Below are 18,282 nucleotides of genomic sequence, written 5' to 3' on the forward strand. Positions count from 1 at the left end.
CTTTCCCGCTGACCGGAAACAAGTTTTAAGCTTGAATCAGTGCACAATTCCGGTGAAAGCAGGTTGCCGCCTCCCGCAGGTTATCTGCTAGTATGCATCTTCTTTTGACTAATGACTCTAGCTGCAGCTTGTCTGGCCGTGCCCTATCAGTCATTTGCTTTTGGCCTTAACCGGCTAACGGGAATTTTTACTTTAGGATCATCAACTCATGGATGACGATTTACTCATCACCCTTCTCTTTATTGTGCCGGTGGCCATACTGATTATGGCGTCCCTCGGGCTTGCGGCCTTTGTTCGCACCAATAGCCAGCAGGATGAACTCAAGCGCCTGCAAAATGAGCTTCAGGAATACCGATCGGTACTGAAACACTTTGATGGTGTGCTGAAAAATCAGCAACTGAACCAGCAGCAGCTCAGAGAACAGCTGGATCAGCTAAGTAGTGGCTTACCACCTCAGTCGGCACCGGAAGATACCGTTATCCCGCAAAATGCCGAACCGGAAGCCATTCAGCCGCTGTCACCTGAGATCCTTGCAAGTGACTCATCCAAATCGATTGATTCTGCTCCCGTTGCCCCTTCTGCTGACGAACCAGCACCTATTGAAGAGCCCGTTGCAGCCCGGACTGAAGCCGTTCAGTCCGGACAGAATGACTGGAATGAGGTTCGGGAATCCTCTCAGCCAAGCCATACTTCTCAGCCAAGCCATACTTCTCAGCCAAGTCATAACGCTGACAAAGACAAAACCGGCTGGCTGGATCGCCTGAAAGAGAACGCTCAACAAAACTGGATGATCTGGCTGGGGGGCATCTGTGTCGGTCTTGCCGGTGTCTTTATGGTGGGTTACTCCATCGAGCACGGTATTCTGGGACCGGAAGCCCGTATTATTCTGTCACTACTGGCAGGTCTTGGCCTGCATGGTCTGGCGGAGCATCTGCACCGCAATAAAGGCCAGAACAATGTCTTTGCCGCACTGGCGGGTGGTGCCAGTATCATTCTCTACTCGGCACTTTTTGCCACTTTTAAGCTCTTCCCGGACTTCTCGCCCATGGTTGTGTTTGCGGCCATGGCGTTGGTTTCCTTTGGCACCATGGCGCTTGCACTGCGACAGGGTCCAATTCTGGCAGCACTGGGGATGCTGGGCGGATATATCGTACCGATACTGATCAATACAGGTTCCGGCGAGATCGAACTGGCTCTGGTGTACAGCGCCATGCTGACCTTCTTCAGTCTCTGGCTGATCAGTTATGTGGAACGTCGCTGGCTCTGGATCGGTGTTATTGTCGGCAGTCTCTTCTGGTGGCTGGCGTCACTGGCGACGTCTCCCATAGAAGGTGCGCGATCTCTTTATCTGCTGACCGTGGCTTATCTCTTCCTTGCAGTACCACGTTTTGACTGGACACTAAAACAGCTGGACTGGCCTGAAGATCATCAGGGCACCATCAAAAGCCTGTGGCAATGGCTGAAAAACCTGAAAGATGCTGAACTGCGCGAAGCTCAAATTAGTGAGTTGCGCCAGAGCACAGGCTGGTTCCAGGGAATCCTGCTGTTACTGGTCACTCTGGCACAAGCCTGGAGTCTGCTGATTGAAGGGGTTGATGATGCCAGTCCAATCAGCCTGTTGCTGCTTCCGGCACTCTTGATTCTGGTGGCGGCACGGCGACCGCTGTTTACTCTGTTACCGGTTATCGCTCTGGTGACGATTCTGATTGCAGCCTTGCTTCCTCTGCTGACTGAAGCACAGGATCAGATCATGTTGGAAGCAACGACCTATACCATTCAGTACGGCCTGATTGTTCGCTTTATTCTCATCAGCATGCTCTTCAGCGGCACTGCCGTTTGGCTGATTCGTCAGCGTTATCCGTTACCGGCATACTGGGCTGCACTGGGTTCTCTGACACCCATTGTGCTGCTAACCACCGCTTATTACGCTCTGAACAGCTTTACCGAAGAGTGGACCTGGGGTTCTGTGGCAGTAGCGGTCAGCATCGCTTACCTGTTACTGATGCGCTGGACTCTGACCAAAGGTTCAGAGATTTATAGCGATAGCTTTAAGGTGGTGATTACCGCATCGGCGCATCTGAGTCTGGCACTGTTAGCTGTGATCTGGCTGGCAGATGCCACTCTGACAGTTGCTCTGGCAGCACAGCTAGTGAGCCTGTCATGGCTGCAACGCCGCTATCAGCTGACCTATATGCCTTGGGTGATCCGTGCCGTGCTGACGGTTGTTGTACTGCGCCTGACACTGAACCCCTGGGTACTGACTTACGACAACGGCAGCCACTGGTCGCTCTGGACTTACGGTGGCTCGACGCTGTTTGCAGCTCTGGCGGCCTGGTTGATGCAGTCAGATCTTAAGATGCGCGCCTGGCTGCAGGGAGCAACCGCTCACCTGCTGATTCTGACCATTGCGGCGGAGCTGCGTTACTGGCTCTACGATGGCGATATTTTTGTTTCCGAGTACAGCTTCCTTGAAGCCAGCCTGAATACCCTGATCTGGGGCGGTGCAGCTGCAGTTTATCTGTATCGCGCAAGAATCAGCGAGCATCTGGTGCGCTTCTATGAAATTCTGGCGACCGTGCATCTGGCCGCTGCAGCAATCAACTACGGCGTTTTCGTTTTGCTGGACGGTAACCCGCTCTGGAGCTATCAGACTCAGGTTGGCGATACCCCTATCTTTAATCTGCTGCTGTTGAGCTATGGTGTACCAACACTGATCGGCGTAGCCCTTTGGCGTTTACTGCCGACTCGCTTTGCCCGCTACGCCATTATGTTTGCCGGAGCCAACCTGCTGCTGTTCGTTTCTATGGAGATACGACACCTTTGGCAGATTGGCGAGGTTGGGCTAACGAACCCTATGGCATTGAGAAACACCACGTCAAACGGCGAGCTCTACACCTATTCTGTGGTTTGGCTGCTGATGGCCTCTGCGGCACTGTTGCTGGGTAGCTGGCTACAAAAGAGCTCTCTCTATAAAGCGGGGATGGGACTACTTCTGGCCGTCGTGGCCAAGTTGTTCCTGATCGATATGTCGGATCTGACCGGACTATGGCGTGTAGCCTCCTTTATGGGGCTGGGTCTGGTGCTGTTGGCATTGGCCTGGTTACACCAGCGACTCAACCGCAATCTGGTATCCGATAGTGATCCCTAACGTCTGATAAAGTTAGAGACAGTTAAGCGGTTGCAGCTTAAAGCCCTGTTTGGCTCGTCCGAACAGGGCTTTTTTGGATGATAGCAGAGCATTTCCGGCTTTTTTCCCTTACGCCATGGCATAAGGTGTGCTTTTATTTGGTCAGTAATTTTAAACCTGTTTGCTCTTATGTTTTTAAATCCGATTTAAAGCCAACTGCTGAGCAAACAGCGCCGGACAATTTATCTCTTAAGTCATCAGAAGAATAAGGTAATCCCATGTCACAAATTATGGATAACAAACCAGCAGAACCTGTAGAAGTCCCTCTGAACATTGCCGTTCTGACGGTTTCTGATACCCGTACACTGGAAACTGACAAAAGTGGCGACACCCTGATCAAATGCCTGGAAGAAGCCGGTCACAAACTGGGCGATCGCGCTATCGTGCCGGATGATGTTTACAAGCTTCGTGCAACCATCTCTAACTGGATTGCCGACGAAAACATCCACTGCATCATCAGCACCGGCGGTACCGGCTTCTCAGGCCGAGACAGCACCCCGGAAGCGGTTGCACCTCTGCTGGACAAGGTGATCGATGGTTTCGGTGAAGTTTTCCGTATGCTGTCTTACGAAGAGATTAAAACCTCTACGATCCAGTCCCGTGCTTTGGGCGGTCTGGCCAACAACACCCTGATTTTCTGCTTGCCGGGCTCTACCGGTGCTTGCCGTACCGGTTGGTACAAGGTAATTCAGGATCAACTGGACAGCCGTCACCGTCCTTGCAACTACGTTGCACTGCTGACCAAAGGCAATGCTCAGCACGTTTAATTCTCCATAATATCAAACCGGTCTCTACCCTTAAGTCGTTATCAATTAGGCAGAGACCGGTTTGTGCTATCTTAGCCCGCAAAGTTTATAGAATGACCTCACAGCCCAAGACAACGGAAATCGGAAGTTATGTTGCTTAAATCGAGAAAAGACGCCTGCGATCAACCCGGCCTGATGCCTGTGGATGAAGCGATCAGCCGAATTTGCGCTGAGATCCAACCGGTTGCTACTGAAGTAAAACCGCTTTCTCAGGCACTGGGCTGTGTGCTGGCGGAACCTGTGATTTCCAAAGTTAATGTACCCGGCATGGACAACAGCGCCATGGACGGTTACGCCCTGAATATTCAGGATCTGAAGAAAAGCCCGCTGCGCATCAGCCAGCGTATTCCTGCCGGTCAGCAACCCGAGCCTCTTGAGCCCGGCACCTGCGCCCGCATCTTCACCGGTGCGCCTCTGCCTGCCGGTGCAGACACTATCGTGATGCAGGAAAAAGTGAAGGTTGATGGCGATATGGTCAGCTTCCACACCCATATCGATGCACCCCGTCAGGGTGATTTTGTCCGCAAAGCGGGTCAGGATATTCAGCAAGGTCACGCCCTGTTAAGTGCAGGCAGCCGTCTGGATGCAGTCGCCCTTGGACTGGTGGCGTCTGTAGGTCAGGCGGAAGTTGTGGTCTACAAAAAGCCGAAAGTGGCGCTGCTGAGTACGGGTGATGAACTGGTTGAACCGGGCTCACCGCTGCAGGCCGGTCAGATCTTTAACTCCAACCGCTATATGCTGCTGTCTCTGCTGACTAATCTCGGCTGTGAGGTGATCGATAGCGGTATTATTCCTGATAATCGTGAAGCCACCGTTAATGCCTTGCAGGAAGCCGCCTGCAAAGCAGATCTGGTGATCAGTAGCGGCGGTGTTTCCGTCGGTGAAGAGGATCATGTTAAGCCTGCTATCGAGCAGCAGGGTTCTCTGAATCTTTGGCGTATGGCGATGAAACCGGGTAAACCGCTGGCTTTTGGTCAGATCGATACCGCCAAAGGCAAAACCCCTTTTATCGGTTTGCCGGGCAATCCGGTTTCCTCACTGCTGACCTGTCTTGTGGTTGTGCGTCCCGCTTTGGGCGTGCTTCAGGGTCGTGGTGAAGTGCCAGCTCCGGTTTACCGCCATGCGGAAGCCGAGTTTAATATTGATGCTGGCCAGCGCCGTGAATACCTGCGGGTACGTCGGGTTCGCCTGCGTCCGGGAGATCTGCCAAGCCAGCCGATGCGGGTAGAGCTTGCCCCATCCCAAAATTCCGGCGTACTGACCTCTTGCCAATGGGCGGATGCGTTGGCGATTGTTGAACCGGGTCAGAAAATTCGCGAAGGCGACTGGGTGAAATACCTGCCGATGGATTACCTGATGCTGGCGCCTTAGATCTGATTTTCAGGCAAGATTGCCACCAAAACAAAAAACGGGATGCCATCACAGCATCCCGTTTTTTATTAAAGCAGTATCAATAAATTACAACCACTTCCGATCAGAGGAACTTCTCACCCGCTGCAGCGGTAAAGGCCATCTCTACCAGATAACCCGGATCAGCCAGTTCTGCTTTCACACAGGCGCGGCTTGGTGCGGTGTTCTCCGGGAACCATTCATCCCAAACCTCATTCAGCGCTGCCAGATTGGCAAAATCGGTAATGTAGATCGTAACCGACAGAATCCGGCTTTTATCGCTATCCACCGTTGCCAGAGAGGCTTCCGCCTGTTCAAAAATCTGCGCCACCTGACCTTTGATATCTGCAGTCAGGTCTGCTTCCGGTACTTCAACAAAGTTTGCAATACCGTTGTAAACCGTCGCGTCAGACCAACGCTTGCAGGGGTTGATGCGATGAATATCCATAGAAAACCTCAACAGGAATAAGGGGTTACAAAATCAAATCGTTACTGTTACTTAGAATATCACGCCCTACCGGAAGCTGTTAGCTGAGCCTGTTTATCAGGTTTTTCTTTGCTCTGTGCACCAACCTGCTGCTTACTAACCCGCTGTTTATTCACAAGCCCCACAAAACTTGCCAGCAGGGTTTCAATTTTTTCATCCAGCGGCCAGCCAGTATTGATACGGACATAATCCTGATAGAGATCCAGCGTGGTAAAGGCTGGTCCGATACGCAGATCCAGCTCTTCGGCGATCGCCTCTTGCCAGAGCTGTTTACTGTCCAGCCCCGGAATCTGCAACCAGAGCACCATGCCGCCGGTGGGCTGGCTGACCGCACAGCCATCAGGCAGATGATCCAGCAGATACTGCCGGTAGTTTTTTAGATTCTGCTGCAGCTGGGTGCGGATACGGTTGAGATGGCTGTGATACTGACCGGTATTGATAAAGTCCGCCAGCCCCGCCTGCACCGGCGTACTGACACCAAAGTGATTCACCCCATGACGGCGCTCGTAAGCAGTAAAAAAGCGCCCCGGCAGACACCAGCCGACACGAAAACCGGCACTCAGGGTTTTCGATACCGAACCGCACCAGAGCAGATAACCGCCTTTGTCCCAGTATTTCGCCGGTAACGGCAGGGTTTTACTCTGCCCCAATTCGATATAGATATCGTCTTCGATTACCGGGGTCTGATAGTGATTCGCCATCTCTGCCAGCCGCTGCTTCTGATCTGCAGTCATACTGATGCCCTGGGGATTCATATGGGAGGTACTGAACAGCCCCGCTTTGACGGTTTTGGCTTTCAGCAGCGCCTCAAACTGATCCAGATCGATACCCTCCGTGGTCGAAGGAATCTCAACCACCTTACGGTTCAGCCCTGCCAAGAGCTCTAGTAAACCGCTGAAACAGGGTGAACTGATGGCGATGGCATCACCGGGATCAGATACGGTTTCCAGTGCGATACGCACCGCATCAATACAGCCATTGGTGATCACCAGATCCCGCGCACTCAATGGGAAGCCATAGGCAGAAAAGTGTTCTTCCAGCGCCAGACGCAGTGCAGGATCACCCTGTCGGTCGGGATACGCATGCAGCTGCACCGAGAGTCGTTTCAGGCCTCGTTTAAGACTGCGCTGCAGGGCCTCGGTGGGCATCAGATCCGGTGCTAACTGAGAGATCCCCAGCGGACCCGGCTCATAGATGCCCGGCTGATAGTTAATGCCGGATTCCTGAAAGGAGATGCTTTTCAGCTGACTTCGAAACTGCGGCAACTCCGGGGTTTTGCTGGCCAGCAAAGGGCGGGAGACATAAAAACCGGACTGAGGTTTGGCGATAATCCAGCCCAGCTCTTCCAGATGGTGATAGGTATTGATCGCGGTAGTCATGCTGACATTAAACTGCTGCGCCAGCTTTCTGAGGGAAGGCATACGGCTGCCATGGCCCAGTTTTTCAGACTGAATATCGGTAATAATCTGCTCGGCAATGCCCTGATAACGCACCTTCCCACCCCTGTTTCTCTGAACTGTACGGCTCAGATTAGCGCCACAGCCCAAAACTGTACACTTTTTATTTTCAAAAATTGATTCTGTTATCTTTTTTGCCGATCCCGGAAACTTACTCCTCAACAGCAAAGCGTTTCAAAGCGCTATTTTCTGAGGAGGACAAAACCATGCGCCTTAACGACCTGCTTCTGGGTTTGAGCATTATGTGTTTATGGGGCTTTAACTTTTCCGTGATCAAACTGGGGGCGGATCAGATCAACCCGATTCTGCTGACCACCCTGCGCTTTACTTTCGCCATGCTGCCGGTGATCTTTTTTATCAAACGTCCACAGGTGAAACTGCGTTATCTGATGGGCTACGGCATCACCTTTGGCGTGGGTGTCTGGGGCATGATGACTTCAGCCATTACGCTGGGTGTTAGCGCCGGAATGGCGGGCGTGCTGATGGATCTGAGCCTGATTGCGAGCCTTCTGATCGGCTGGCTGGTGTTGAAAGAGAAAATCTCTGCTCGTCAGACATTGGGAGCTGGCCTGATTCTTTTGGGAGCAGTGGTCAGCCTGAGTCTTGAAGATGGCTCTGTGCCTTTGGCGGGACTGCTGCTGATCCTGATCGGCGCTTTAAGCTGGGCGGTTATCGGTCTGATCGTAAAACTCGCCAATACCCAGCAGGTCTTTGCCTTCAGTGTCTGGGGTATGCTGTTTGCGCCCCTGCCACTGGCGACGCTGGCACTGGTGACTTACGGCCCTGAGGTGTTTGTCGCCCTGCCGGAGCAGATGAATGGCAGCGTTTGGTTTTCGGTTCTGTTTCAGGCCTACCCAACGACCTTGCTGGGTTACTGGCTCTGGAATCGCCTGATTACCAAATACCCGCTATCAACAGTCGCCCCGTTAACCATGCTGACCCCGGTGTTTGGCCTGTTAGGCAGTATGATTTTCCACGGCGAAGTGATCGACAATACCAAGCTATTGGCCTGTGCGCTGATTCTGGTGGGCTTCCTGATCGGACAATGGCAGCAAAGCTGGTTTAAGCGACAGCCAGCAGTGCGCTTGGAGAGTTAATAAGGAGTTCATCGATATTTAATAAATGAAAAGGCACTAGTACCCTCGGGGGTAGTGCCTTTATCTATGGATTAGGGCAGGTAAACGCCCTGATAAAACCCCTGAATTTTCAGTGTCAGAGTGACGGCTTCAGTTCCCGGGTTATACCAGTACCAGCCATGACTGCCTTCAAAAGGCGCGGTAAAACTACCCTGAGCAGAGGCGTAACCCTTGGCTTCCCAGAAGCTGGTGAAATCCTCTACAGCCAGAGGCTCTTCGCCATGCATATCAAAATCCAGCTCACCGCCCTCTGCTTGCCATTGGTAAATAAAGCGCTGTCCCTCATGCATCATCGCTTTCACCTCCAAACCTTTTCGGGGTGGGAGTGTCAGGGTTAGTTGATCGGATTGAAGCTGAGAATCCGTCTGCCAATGCTCACCCCCAGCGGACGTAGCTGAAGAGGTGATTGAAGAGTTCGTTAAAGGTGCATTCGCCTCTTTTGCTGCCAAAGGTTCAGCCGCATCAGCCTGCGTTAAACCCGTTAATCCCAATGCCGCTCCCAGACCGGTTGGATCGCGCTGAAATTCCACAGGCAACACAACGACTAAAAGAACAACAAGGGCGACGACAAAAGCAACCAGTGTTTGCCTGATCAGCTGGGCCTTACTGGCGGTTTGGGGAATATCCTGCTGAATTGTCATTTCAAACACCTCCTTCAATTACAAACCCGGTTAACTGGTATCCGGCCAGCAAAAAACCAAGAAAGATCAGCCCAAGATTGAGGTAGGCTGACTGTCGGTTAAACACCGAAAAACTACGCCAGAGATTCACCAGCGCCAGCATAAGAATCAAGGCCAGCGCCTGTCCCAGTTCAACACCGATATTAAAGGCGATCAGATTGGCAAAGAGGCCTTCGCTGTTGAGTGAATATTCCTGCAGCTTGGTCGCCAGACCTAAGCCGTGAACCAGACCAAAGAGAAACACCGCCCAGCGGATATCCGGCTGAAGCCGGAACCAAACCTTATAAGCCCCCAGATTATCCAGCCCCTTGTAGACCACAGATAAACCGATCAGAGCATCAATCAGCCAGGGATTCACCTGCCATTCAGCCAACACACCAACCAGCAGTGTAATGCTGTGTCCCAGGGCAAACAGAGAAACGGTAATCGCGACATCACGGCTTCGGTAAAGCAGGAAAATAACGCCGAGCAGAAACAACAGATGATCGTATCCGGTGACCATGTGTTTCGCACCGAGATAGATAAAAGGCAGGATTGCAGCCCCTTGGGTTTGCTCGATAAAAGCACCATCCTGACTATCAACACCATGGGCAAAGGCCAGAGGGCTGATCAGGCCCTCAAGACAAAGAAGTGACAAAAGGAGTAATAAGCGGAAAGCCATAAGCTCAACCCTGTTGGTTAGAACATCCGGGGGTTAAAACATCAGAGTGGTTAAAACATCGGATCAGGAACGAATCCAGAGTTGCTTTATAGCTTGTTCCGGAGATTAAACCGATACCACTTGAGTGCCATGGTCAGACTGGAGGGTAAGTCTAAGGATGTAGAGATGGCTCTGGGCCAGGGCAAGAGTTAGGGCAATAAACAGACTAATGGATCATCGGATCTGGTCAATCAGCCAGGCTTCGGCTTCAGTGTTATTAAAGAAAAGTGCCTGCCGGGCATGGGGAATTTCAAGTTCAGTACAGTGAATATACTGATCGATTAAAGGTCGTAAAACAGGGTCTGCAGAGACAATAGCAACCGGTATCAGAGGATTATAACGGTTATTCCGCAGGGCAAACTCAACGGCGATCAGAACATCTTTTTCGCCAACGTCATAGCTTTCGATTTCATCAAAGCTGATCAGAATAGTATCGATCTCTTCATACTGAGCAGAGCCTATCGTTGCACTATTCGCCTCAATCAGATCTTTAGAGGTGAGATTGCCAAAATAGCGGGTCGTCAGACGCTGAGCTGCCCAGTGATTCTCAAATGCCATAAAGTGATGCCAATTCAAATATCGATGAAAAGCCTGAATCAGTAACTGCCCGTTAAACAAGCAGTTACTGATTAAGCTAGCAGATTAACTCAACTTGGCAAAACCGTCACGGGTATAGTTTTCACTGCCCTCAGCAGTGACACACAGGTTATCTTCGATGCGGATACCACCATAGGGCAGCAGCTTCTCAACCATCGCCCAGTTGATCTGGTCAGACGCCTTGGATACTTTCAGCTCTTCCAGCAGCTGCGGAATAAAGTACACACCCGGCTCTACCGTAATCACGTAGCCTGCTTCCAGCTTACGGGTCAGACGCAGGAAAGGATGCTCTGCCGGTGGCTCTTTCAGGGTGCCGGATGCATCCTGCTGCCAGCCGCCCACATCATGTACCTGCAGGCCAAGAAGGTGACCCAGACCATGAGGATAGAAGGTACGGGTGATACCCTGCTCCAGCTGTACCTCAGGGTTGGCGTGAACGATACCAAAGCGATTCAGCAGATCCGCAATCATCAGATGCATCTGCTCGTGCAAGGCGACGAAATCGCTACCAGCACTGATCTGATTGCACAGTTGCAGCTGCAGATCATCCAGACCTTTCACCAGATCAGAAAACAGAGTGCCTTCCTGAGTGAACGTACGGGTGATATCAGCAGCATAGCCGTTGAAGCTGGCACCGGCATCGATCAGCAAAGTGCGGTGTTCACCTGGCGCAGAACGCTGCTGGAACTGGTAGTGCAGTACCGCAGCGTGCTCGTTCAGGCCAACAATATTGTCATAAGGCATATCGCGCTCATTATGAGAAATCGCGCTCAGGTACGCCTGATGAATCGCATATTCACTCAAACCGGACTCAAAACCACGTTGGGCCGCACGATGGCCTTTAACTGCCAGATAGTTGGCCTCACGCAGGCAGTGTTGTTCCCACTCGGTCTTAACCGCGCGGCTGAAGTTAATAGCATGAATCAGTGCTTCCGGATTGTGGCTGATATTGTCGCCGTCAACACCCTGCTCGCTGATCAGAGCCGTACGGGCCTGACCAACCGTCGCCAGCATCACCGCTTTATCGTCATAAGCGATCCACTCAAAAGCCAGCGCCCAGTCCGCCGATGGCAGATCCGGTGTCAGGTGCCAGAAATCCTTTGGCGTGTAGTAGAACATCAGCGGCTTCAGCCCCGGGCGAACCAGCAGCCAGCAATCCGGATGCTGCGTCAGGAATGGAGCCCAGTGAACAAAGTGCGGGTTGGGACGAAACGGATAACGGGTATCGTCCAGAAAGTGTTTGTGCAGACTGCCGGAGCCGATCAGCAGCTGATCGAACTGATGGTCCTGCAGAAATTTTTCGGTACGGGACTGCAGTTGTGACAGGTGAGCAAAATAAAGTGCAGACATAAGAAAACCTTTTTATCGAAACCTTTTATCGAAACCCTTTTGATCGATCTTCTACCATTCAGGGAATCAGAGGTTTAACAGCAAAATTCCGGAAATTGTTTAACGAACCCGCCCTCAGACGGAGAGCGAGTTATTGGCGATAGCTTCTTCCAAAAGCGTCCACAGCTGACGGATATTGGTCTGAACATTCTGACGGTTGCGGTACAGGCGAATCTCCATCGGCACATGCCACTCTTCACCTCCGGCAAGACTCAGGCTGCCATGCTCCAGGCTGCTCTTAACCAGACGCTTAGGCACCCAGCCAAAACCAAAACCCTCTTTAATCATGGCTTTAACACTAATGGAATGTACGTTCTCATTCATGGTCACCAGTTGAGGTGGCTCAGGCTGCTGCTGGACAAAATGATCCAGTACCGAGCGCATGAAGGAGTTTTCGTAGTAACCGATGTAGGGTAAAGGCTTGGCCTTCTGGCCCGGCAGATAGTAAAGCGGGCGGCCATCTTCATCGTTAGCCGTTACCGGCACCAGCTTTTCACGGGCCACGGTCAGGCTCTCAAAGCGCTCGTCATCCAGATCCCGTGCAACCTTCATGGTGGGATGCCAGAAACACAGCACCAGATCGCACTCGCCCTGAGACAAAGCATTAACAAAATCAGCGCCAACCCAGGAGGTGGATTTGAGATTCAGATCAATCGGCAAATTGTGCTGCTCAGAAAACGGCAACAAGGCAGAGTGATACAGGGTCAGATAGAGAGTCTGTGTGGTGGCAAAGGTGAGGCGGTTACTCTGCTGTTCACGAATTTCGTTACAACGCACCTTGGTTTCCCGGGCGATGCGAGACATCTGTTCGGCACCCGCCAGAAACACTTCGCCGGCGGCTGTCAGCGATAGCGGCAAGCTATTACGGTCGATCAGGGTGGTGCCCATCTCTTCCTCTAACAGCTTAATGCGGCGACTCAAAGTCGGTTGGGTGACATTACGCTCGTCAGCCGCCCGGGAAAAATGCCGGGTACGGGCCAAAGCGATAAAGTCATCAAGCCATCTAACTTCCATAGCGTACCTTAAAGGACAAACCGGCCTGACTCGGGACAGTGCCCAAAATCAGGCCAGTTAAATAAACAACCATCGACAGCTTACAGGTCAGCCTGCAGCCACTGGTGAATCGGGTAAAGCATAGATTCACCCAGTTTGATGGAGCGTTCCGGTGACCAGCCGAAGTCCGCATCCGGGCGGTTGTCGTAATCCTTGAAAGGCATCTCCAGAGTCATCGACGGGCAATTAAACTCCCGACCAACCCAGAAGGCTGCAATGGTAAAGGTCTCAGGACCAAACTTGCCGGGCGGATAGCCGCGCTCCAGCTGAAAGTCCGGGTTGATCTGTGCCAGATCCTGCTTAAAGCGGTCTTCCTGCGCCAGAATCGTGTCAGGCAGATGTGGAGCACCTTCCTGACCGGCGATAAAGTTACACGGCAGCGCTTCATCACCGTGCAGATCCAGAAACAGATCGACACCGGTCTGCTGCATCAGACTACGAACCGCCAGAACTTCAGGGCTACGCTCAGCCGTCGGTGTTTCCCACTCACGGTTAAGGTTAGCACCACAGGCGTTGGTACGCAGGTGTCCGCGAATCGAACCGTCCGGATTCATATTCGGCACAACATAGAATTCTGCCTGCTCCAGAATCGATTGCGCAAGAGCATCATCTTCATCCAGCAGGCGAGCGATAAAGCCTTCTGCACACCACTCAGCCATGGTTTCGCCGGGGTGCTGACGGGCCGTAACCCAGATCTGCTTCTTAGCAGGTGCTTCAGACTCTGTAGGCTTACTGATTTTCAGCAGATTCAGATCATAGCCGTCCAGCGTGGTGCCGATATCATGCACCTCACACAGTGCGGATTGCTGCGCCTGAGCGATCAGATCCAGATGCTGCTCCCAGGTATAAGGAGCAAAGTAAGCAAAGTAGATGCTGTTCTGCGCCGGTGTATGCTGAATCACCAGTTCGCCGGTATCGGCTTCATAAGCCGTATCCACGCGGAACCAGGTTTCACGGTCGTATGAGGCTACCGCACGGTAATCCGGCCAGCCATCGACATACGCTGCCTGACCCGCATTCAATACCCGCAATGTCAGTGGCTGATTGGCAGCGCCCTGTACGCGAAAATGAAACCATTGGAAAAAATCGGACTGGTTGTCCTTACGGATACTCAGCTGAATATCCTGCGGATTGGTCAGGTCCAGTACCTCAATATTACCGGCATCGAACTGACTGCTGATCTTGATCGCTGATGGGATCATAAAGCTCATATCCACTCCTTAAAAAGCCTCCGGCTGTCTCTGCCTGCTTTCCAGCGCCATCATCTATGAGCGCGAAACAACAAACAGGAATCAGACCGGAGGCTGATATTTTTTGTGCTCTGAAAGAGGATCGACAACCCAACCTTATAGTTGGGCCGTTAGAACCGGACGCTTAAATGCGGCCCTCTTCCACACCATGACAGGCCACCTGACCACCTTCATCAGTCGTGATCAGCTTCGGAATCTCTTGCTTGCAACGCTCATTCGCGTATGGGCAACGGCCGTGGAACACACAACCACTTGGCAGATTCACCGGGGTCGGTACCTCACCCTGCAGTTTGATATGTGGCGGACGGTCATCTTCCAGACGCGGAATCGCCGACATCAGTGCCTGAGTGTACGGGTGACGTGGCTTGGCGAACAGTGTCTTGGTCGGTGCCAGTTCACACAGTGAGCCCAGATACATCACTGCCACACGGGTGCCGAAGTGCTCAACAACCGCCAGATCGTGAGTAATAAACAGATAGGTCAGGTTACGTTTTTCCTGCGCATCCATCAGCAGGTTCAGCACCTGCGCCTGAATCGACACGTCCAGAGCCGAGATCGGCTCATCCGCCACGATAAACTCAGGATCAACCGCCAGAGCACGGGCGATACTGATACGCTGACGCTGACCACCGGAGAACTCGTGAGCAAAACGCTCGCCCCAGCTTGGGTCGATACCGACCGAGAACATCACCTCATGAACCTTGTCACGCACCTGCTGAGCAGACCAGTCAGGGTTGTGCAGGCGAACCGGCTCTTCCAGGGTCTGGGCGATGGTCATACGCGGGTTAAGAGATGCGTATGGGTTCTGGAAGATCATCTGCATCTTCTTGCGGTACGGCAGAAGCTGCTTGTCATCCAGATCATCAATACGCTCACCACGGTAGCTGATAGAACCGGCAGACGGTGTAATCAGCCCCATTACGGTACGGGCAACGGTGGACTTACCACAACCAGACTCACCCACTACGCACAGAGCTTCGCCCTTCTGGATATCCAGATTCACACCGTTAATGGCGTGAACAAACTCCTGCTCACGAACAATCTTGCCGCCTTTGAATTTCAGCTGATCCAGAAAGTCGCCGGAGATGTTGAATTTTTTGTATAAACCACGGATCTGCACCAGAGTCTCAGGCTGCTGATCCGTTTGCTCAGTGATTTTGCTATCGGTCATGTTATGCGCCCTCTGATGCCTGTTCTGCTTGTTTCAACTCGGCCACCATGTGGCAGGCCACCTGACAGTTACCGGAAGCGGTATAACCCGGCAGCTGTTGGGTACAGGCATCACGAACATAGTCACAACGTGGGTTGAAGGCACAACCCGTTGGAATTTTCTGCAGAGACGGCATAGCACCACGAATCTGATTCAGACGCTGACCCGGAATCGCCATCTGCGGCAGAGCGTTCATCAGACCCTGTGTATAAGGGTGCTGGGCATCGTTGATGATCTCGCGGGTCGGCCCCTGCTCGATAATACGACCGGCGTACATTACGATCGCTTTCTGGGTAACCTGAGACACCACACCCAGATCGTGAGTAATCAGAATCAGGGCAACGTTGTTACGCTCACACAGCTCAACCATCAGCTCCATGATTTCGGCCTGAATGGTTACATCCAGTGCTGTGGTAGGTTCATCAGCGATAATGATATCCGGATCCATCAGCAGACCGATGGCGATCACCACACGCTGACGCATACCACCGGACAGCTCATACGGATACTGGTCGATACGGGTTTCCGGAGATGGAATCTGTACCTGCTGCAGCTTTTGAATCGCAATGGTACGGGCGTTTTCTTTACTAATCTTACGGTGCGCCTGCAGACACTCAATCATCTGCTGACCAATGGTCAGAACCGGATTCAGAGTCATCATAGGGTCCTGGAAGATCATGGAGATACGGTTACCGCGCACATCACGCAGCTCTTCCGGGGACATATCCGCCAGGTTTTTGCCTTCAAACAGGATCTCACCACCGGAGATACGTCCCGGTTTGGAGATCAGGTTCAGGATGGAGAAACCCAGTACAGATTTACCGGCACCGGACTCACCAACTAAACCGAGACGTTCGCCGCGATCCAGAGTGAAGTTGATGTTGCGCAGCGCTTTAACTTCACCGCTACGCAGACCGAAACTGACTTCAAGGTTTTTAACTTCTAATAAAGGCATCGTCTTACCCCTTATACAGTTTCGGGTTGAGTACATCACGCAGCCAGTCGCCCAACAGGTTCATCACCAGAACCAGAACAACCAACACAATTCCCGGAATCACGGTGATCCACCAGGCACCGGAGAAGATATATTCGAAACCGCTGGAGATCAGAGAACCCAGAGAAGGCTGAGAAACCGGCATACCCAGACCCAGGAAGGACAGAGAAGCTTCAGAAATAATCGCGTTAGCCACCTGAACCGTAGAGATCACCAGAATCGGACTTAAGGTGTTCGGCAGAATATGACGGAACATAATCCGCATCTGTCCCAGCCCCATAACTCGGGCGGCATCGACATACTCTTTCTTCTTCTCCGCCAGAACCGAGGCACGAATCGTACGGGCGTACTGCGGCCACTCAGCAATACCGATAACCAGTACCAGCATAATCCTCGCCAGATCCTGATAAAGCTCGGTGCCGAAACTGGCCTGAAACACCGCCAGAACCACAATCGCAACCATCATTGTTGAGAAAGACAGCTGAACATCAGCAAAGCGCATCAGAATGTTATCAACACGGCCACCGCGGTAGCCCGCGATCAGACCGATAATGATACCGATGGTCGCCTGCAGCAGTACTGCACAGATACCGATGGTCAGAGAGATACGGGTGCCATACAGAATCGTCGACCAGAGGTCACGACCCTGAGCGTCTGTACCCAGCCAGAACTGCTCGTCGCCCATCTCTTCATCCCAGCTTGGAGGCAGCTCAGAGTTCATAATGTCGATCTGGGTAGGATCATACGGATCAAAAGGTGCGATTGCCGGAGCAAACAGCGCCATGATCACGTAACCCATAAAGATGGTCAGACTGATCTGAGCCACACGGTCTTTGATAAAGCTGTGCCAAACGTGCGTTTCTTTAAAACGCTCCCATGCACTCGGTGCTTTTTCCGGCACAGGCATCTTGTTGGCTGAAGTTTGATTTTCAGTAGTCATGGTCATTCCGCCTTATTTCTTGCCCGCCAGATTCACCGTAGGATTCACTAAGCCGTAAACCAGATCCACGATGGTATTGGTGATTACAAAGATCGCACCTACAACAATCAGGTAGGCCACAATCAGCGGGGTATCCACACGGTTAATCGCTTCCAGGAACAGGAAGCCCATACCCGGCCATTGGAATACGGTTTCAGTCAGAATGGTGTACGCCACCATGGTTCCGATCTGAACACCACCAACAGTAATCACCGGCAGCATGGTATTTTTCAGAGCGTGCAGGAAGTAAATACGGCGCGGGTTAAGACCCTTAGCCCAGGCAAATTTCACGTACTCAGACTGCAGCACCTCCATCATCTCCGCGCGGATCAGACGGATAAAAAGCGGCAGCATAATAGAAGCCAGAGAGATACACGGCAGCACCAGGTGCGCCAGACCATCCCAGGTAAAGAAACCGGATTCCCAGCCCCAGAACATCGGCTGAGTTTCACCACGACCGAAGGAAGGCATCCAGCCCAACTCGATAGAGAAGAAGTAGATCAGGCCAATAGCGGTCAGGAACACAGGTACAGAGATACCGATAATACTGAAGCCCATTACCGCCTTGGAAAACCAGCTTTGAGGGTTAATGGCAGAGTAAACCCCCAGCGGAACCGATAAAAATACAATAATTAGAGAGGCACCAAATACCAGCTCAAGTGTCGCCGGTAGTTTTGCCAGAATCACATCCAGGGCAGGCTCTTTAAAGAAATAGGAGGTGCCCAGGTCACCTTGCAGCGCATTTTTTACAAAGCGGCCGTACTGTACTAAGAAGGGATCATTCAGGCCCAATTCATTACGAAGTTGCTGACGTTCGGCTTCTGAAACCGATTGGCCAACCATCTCTCGCAATGGGTCGCCCAAGTTATCCTGAATGGAGAAGCTGATAATACTGATGACAAACATCACTACTATCGCCTGAGCCAGTCGTTTTATAAAAAAAGCAATCATGGTTATTCTGCCTTTAT

16 protein-coding genes are annotated in these 18,282 nt (G+C 52.1%); 4 read left to right on the forward strand and 12 right to left on the reverse strand.

Annotated features, from left to right (window positions below):
• Positions 1 to 208: 208 nt before the first annotated feature.
• From BV405_RS16495 to BV405_RS16505, 3 genes are all read left to right on the forward strand, one after another.
• Complete coding sequence (locus BV405_RS16495) at positions 209 to 3,148, forward strand: DUF2339 domain-containing protein (protein WP_086481988.1); 2,940 nt, start codon at positions 209 to 211, stop codon at positions 3,146 to 3,148.
• 257 nt (positions 3,149 to 3,405) lie between these two features.
• On the forward strand, positions 3,406 to 3,954 hold the full coding sequence (gene moaB / locus BV405_RS16500) for a molybdenum cofactor biosynthesis protein B (RefSeq protein ID WP_245832361.1): 549 nt from the start codon (positions 3,406 to 3,408) through the stop codon (positions 3,952 to 3,954).
• 129 nt (positions 3,955 to 4,083) lie between these two features.
• Complete coding sequence (locus BV405_RS16505; protein ID WP_086481989.1) at positions 4,084 to 5,364, forward strand: molybdopterin molybdotransferase MoeA; 1,281 nt, start codon at positions 4,084 to 4,086, stop codon at positions 5,362 to 5,364.
• A 103-nt stretch (positions 5,365 to 5,467) separates the two neighbouring features.
• On the opposite strand, the gene BV405_RS16510 is transcribed toward BV405_RS16505, so the two are convergent.
• Together BV405_RS16510 and BV405_RS16515 are read right to left on the reverse strand one after the other, a co-directional pair.
• Positions 5,468 to 5,830, reverse strand: a complete 363-nt coding sequence (locus tag BV405_RS16510; protein WP_086481990.1) for a RidA family protein — start codon at positions 5,828 to 5,830, stop codon at positions 5,468 to 5,470.
• Positions 5,831 to 5,889: 59 nt separating this feature from the next.
• On the reverse strand, positions 5,890 to 7,362 hold the full coding sequence (locus BV405_RS16515; RefSeq protein WP_217895690.1) for an aminotransferase-like domain-containing protein: 1,473 nt from the start codon (positions 7,360 to 7,362) through the stop codon (positions 5,890 to 5,892).
• Between the two features lie 170 nt (positions 7,363 to 7,532).
• Between BV405_RS16515 and BV405_RS16520 the strand changes: the two genes are divergently transcribed.
• A complete protein-coding gene (locus BV405_RS16520) occupies positions 7,533 to 8,423 on the forward strand; it encodes an EamA family transporter (protein WP_086481991.1) in 891 nt (296 codons plus the stop codon).
• Positions 8,424 to 8,494: 71 nt separating this feature from the next.
• On the opposite strand, the gene BV405_RS16525 is transcribed toward BV405_RS16520, so the two are convergent.
• The 10 genes from BV405_RS16525 to BV405_RS16570 all read right to left on the reverse strand — a co-directional run bounded on the left by BV405_RS16525 (position 8,495) and on the right by BV405_RS16570 (position 18,265).
• Positions 8,495 to 9,103, reverse strand: a complete 609-nt coding sequence (locus BV405_RS16525; RefSeq protein ID WP_086481992.1) for a hypothetical protein — start codon at positions 9,101 to 9,103, stop codon at positions 8,495 to 8,497.
• Position 9,104: 1 nt separating this feature from the next.
• Positions 9,105 to 9,803 carry a HupE/UreJ family protein gene (locus BV405_RS16530; protein WP_086481993.1) on the reverse strand — a complete coding sequence of 233 codons (699 nt, stop codon included), beginning with the start codon at positions 9,801 to 9,803 and terminating at the stop codon, positions 9,105 to 9,107.
• A gap of 213 nt (positions 9,804 to 10,016) precedes the next feature.
• Entirely contained in the window at positions 10,017 to 10,400 is a 384-nt protein-coding gene (locus BV405_RS16535; RefSeq protein ID WP_086481994.1) for a hypothetical protein, read from the reverse strand.
• Positions 10,401 to 10,484: 84 nt separating this feature from the next.
• Positions 10,485 to 11,789 carry a Xaa-Pro dipeptidase gene (pepQ, locus tag BV405_RS16540; RefSeq protein WP_086481995.1) on the reverse strand — a complete coding sequence of 435 codons (1,305 nt, stop codon included), beginning with the start codon at positions 11,787 to 11,789 and terminating at the stop codon, positions 10,485 to 10,487.
• 114 nt (positions 11,790 to 11,903) lie between these two features.
• Complete coding sequence (locus BV405_RS16545; protein WP_086481996.1) at positions 11,904 to 12,842, reverse strand: LysR family transcriptional regulator; 939 nt, start codon at positions 12,840 to 12,842, stop codon at positions 11,904 to 11,906.
• Positions 12,843 to 12,922: 80 nt separating this feature from the next.
• Positions 12,923 to 14,092 (reverse strand): M14 family metallopeptidase, encoded by a 1,170-nt coding sequence (locus tag BV405_RS16550; protein WP_086481997.1) that lies wholly within the window; start codon positions 14,090 to 14,092, stop codon positions 12,923 to 12,925.
• 163 nt (positions 14,093 to 14,255) lie between these two features.
• Positions 14,256 to 15,302 carry an ABC transporter ATP-binding protein gene (locus BV405_RS16555; RefSeq protein ID WP_086481998.1) on the reverse strand — a complete coding sequence of 349 codons (1,047 nt, stop codon included), beginning with the start codon at positions 15,300 to 15,302 and terminating at the stop codon, positions 14,256 to 14,258.
• Position 15,303: 1 nt separating this feature from the next.
• A complete protein-coding gene (locus BV405_RS16560; protein ID WP_086481999.1) occupies positions 15,304 to 16,296 on the reverse strand; it encodes an ABC transporter ATP-binding protein in 993 nt (330 codons plus the stop codon).
• Positions 16,297 to 16,300: 4 nt separating this feature from the next.
• Positions 16,301 to 17,275: an ABC transporter permease gene (locus BV405_RS16565; RefSeq protein ID WP_245832362.1), complete on the reverse strand. Its 975-nt coding sequence runs from the start codon at positions 17,273 to 17,275 to the stop codon at positions 16,301 to 16,303.
• 12 nt (positions 17,276 to 17,287) lie between these two features.
• Complete coding sequence (locus BV405_RS16570) at positions 17,288 to 18,265, reverse strand: ABC transporter permease (protein ID WP_086482000.1); 978 nt, start codon at positions 18,263 to 18,265, stop codon at positions 17,288 to 17,290.
• Positions 18,266 to 18,282: the final 17 nt, after the last annotated feature.

The sequence above is a fragment of the Oceanospirillum sanctuarii genome (assembly GCF_002150805.1).
GTDB lineage: Bacteria > Pseudomonadota > Gammaproteobacteria > Pseudomonadales > Halomonadaceae > Oceanospirillum > Oceanospirillum sanctuarii.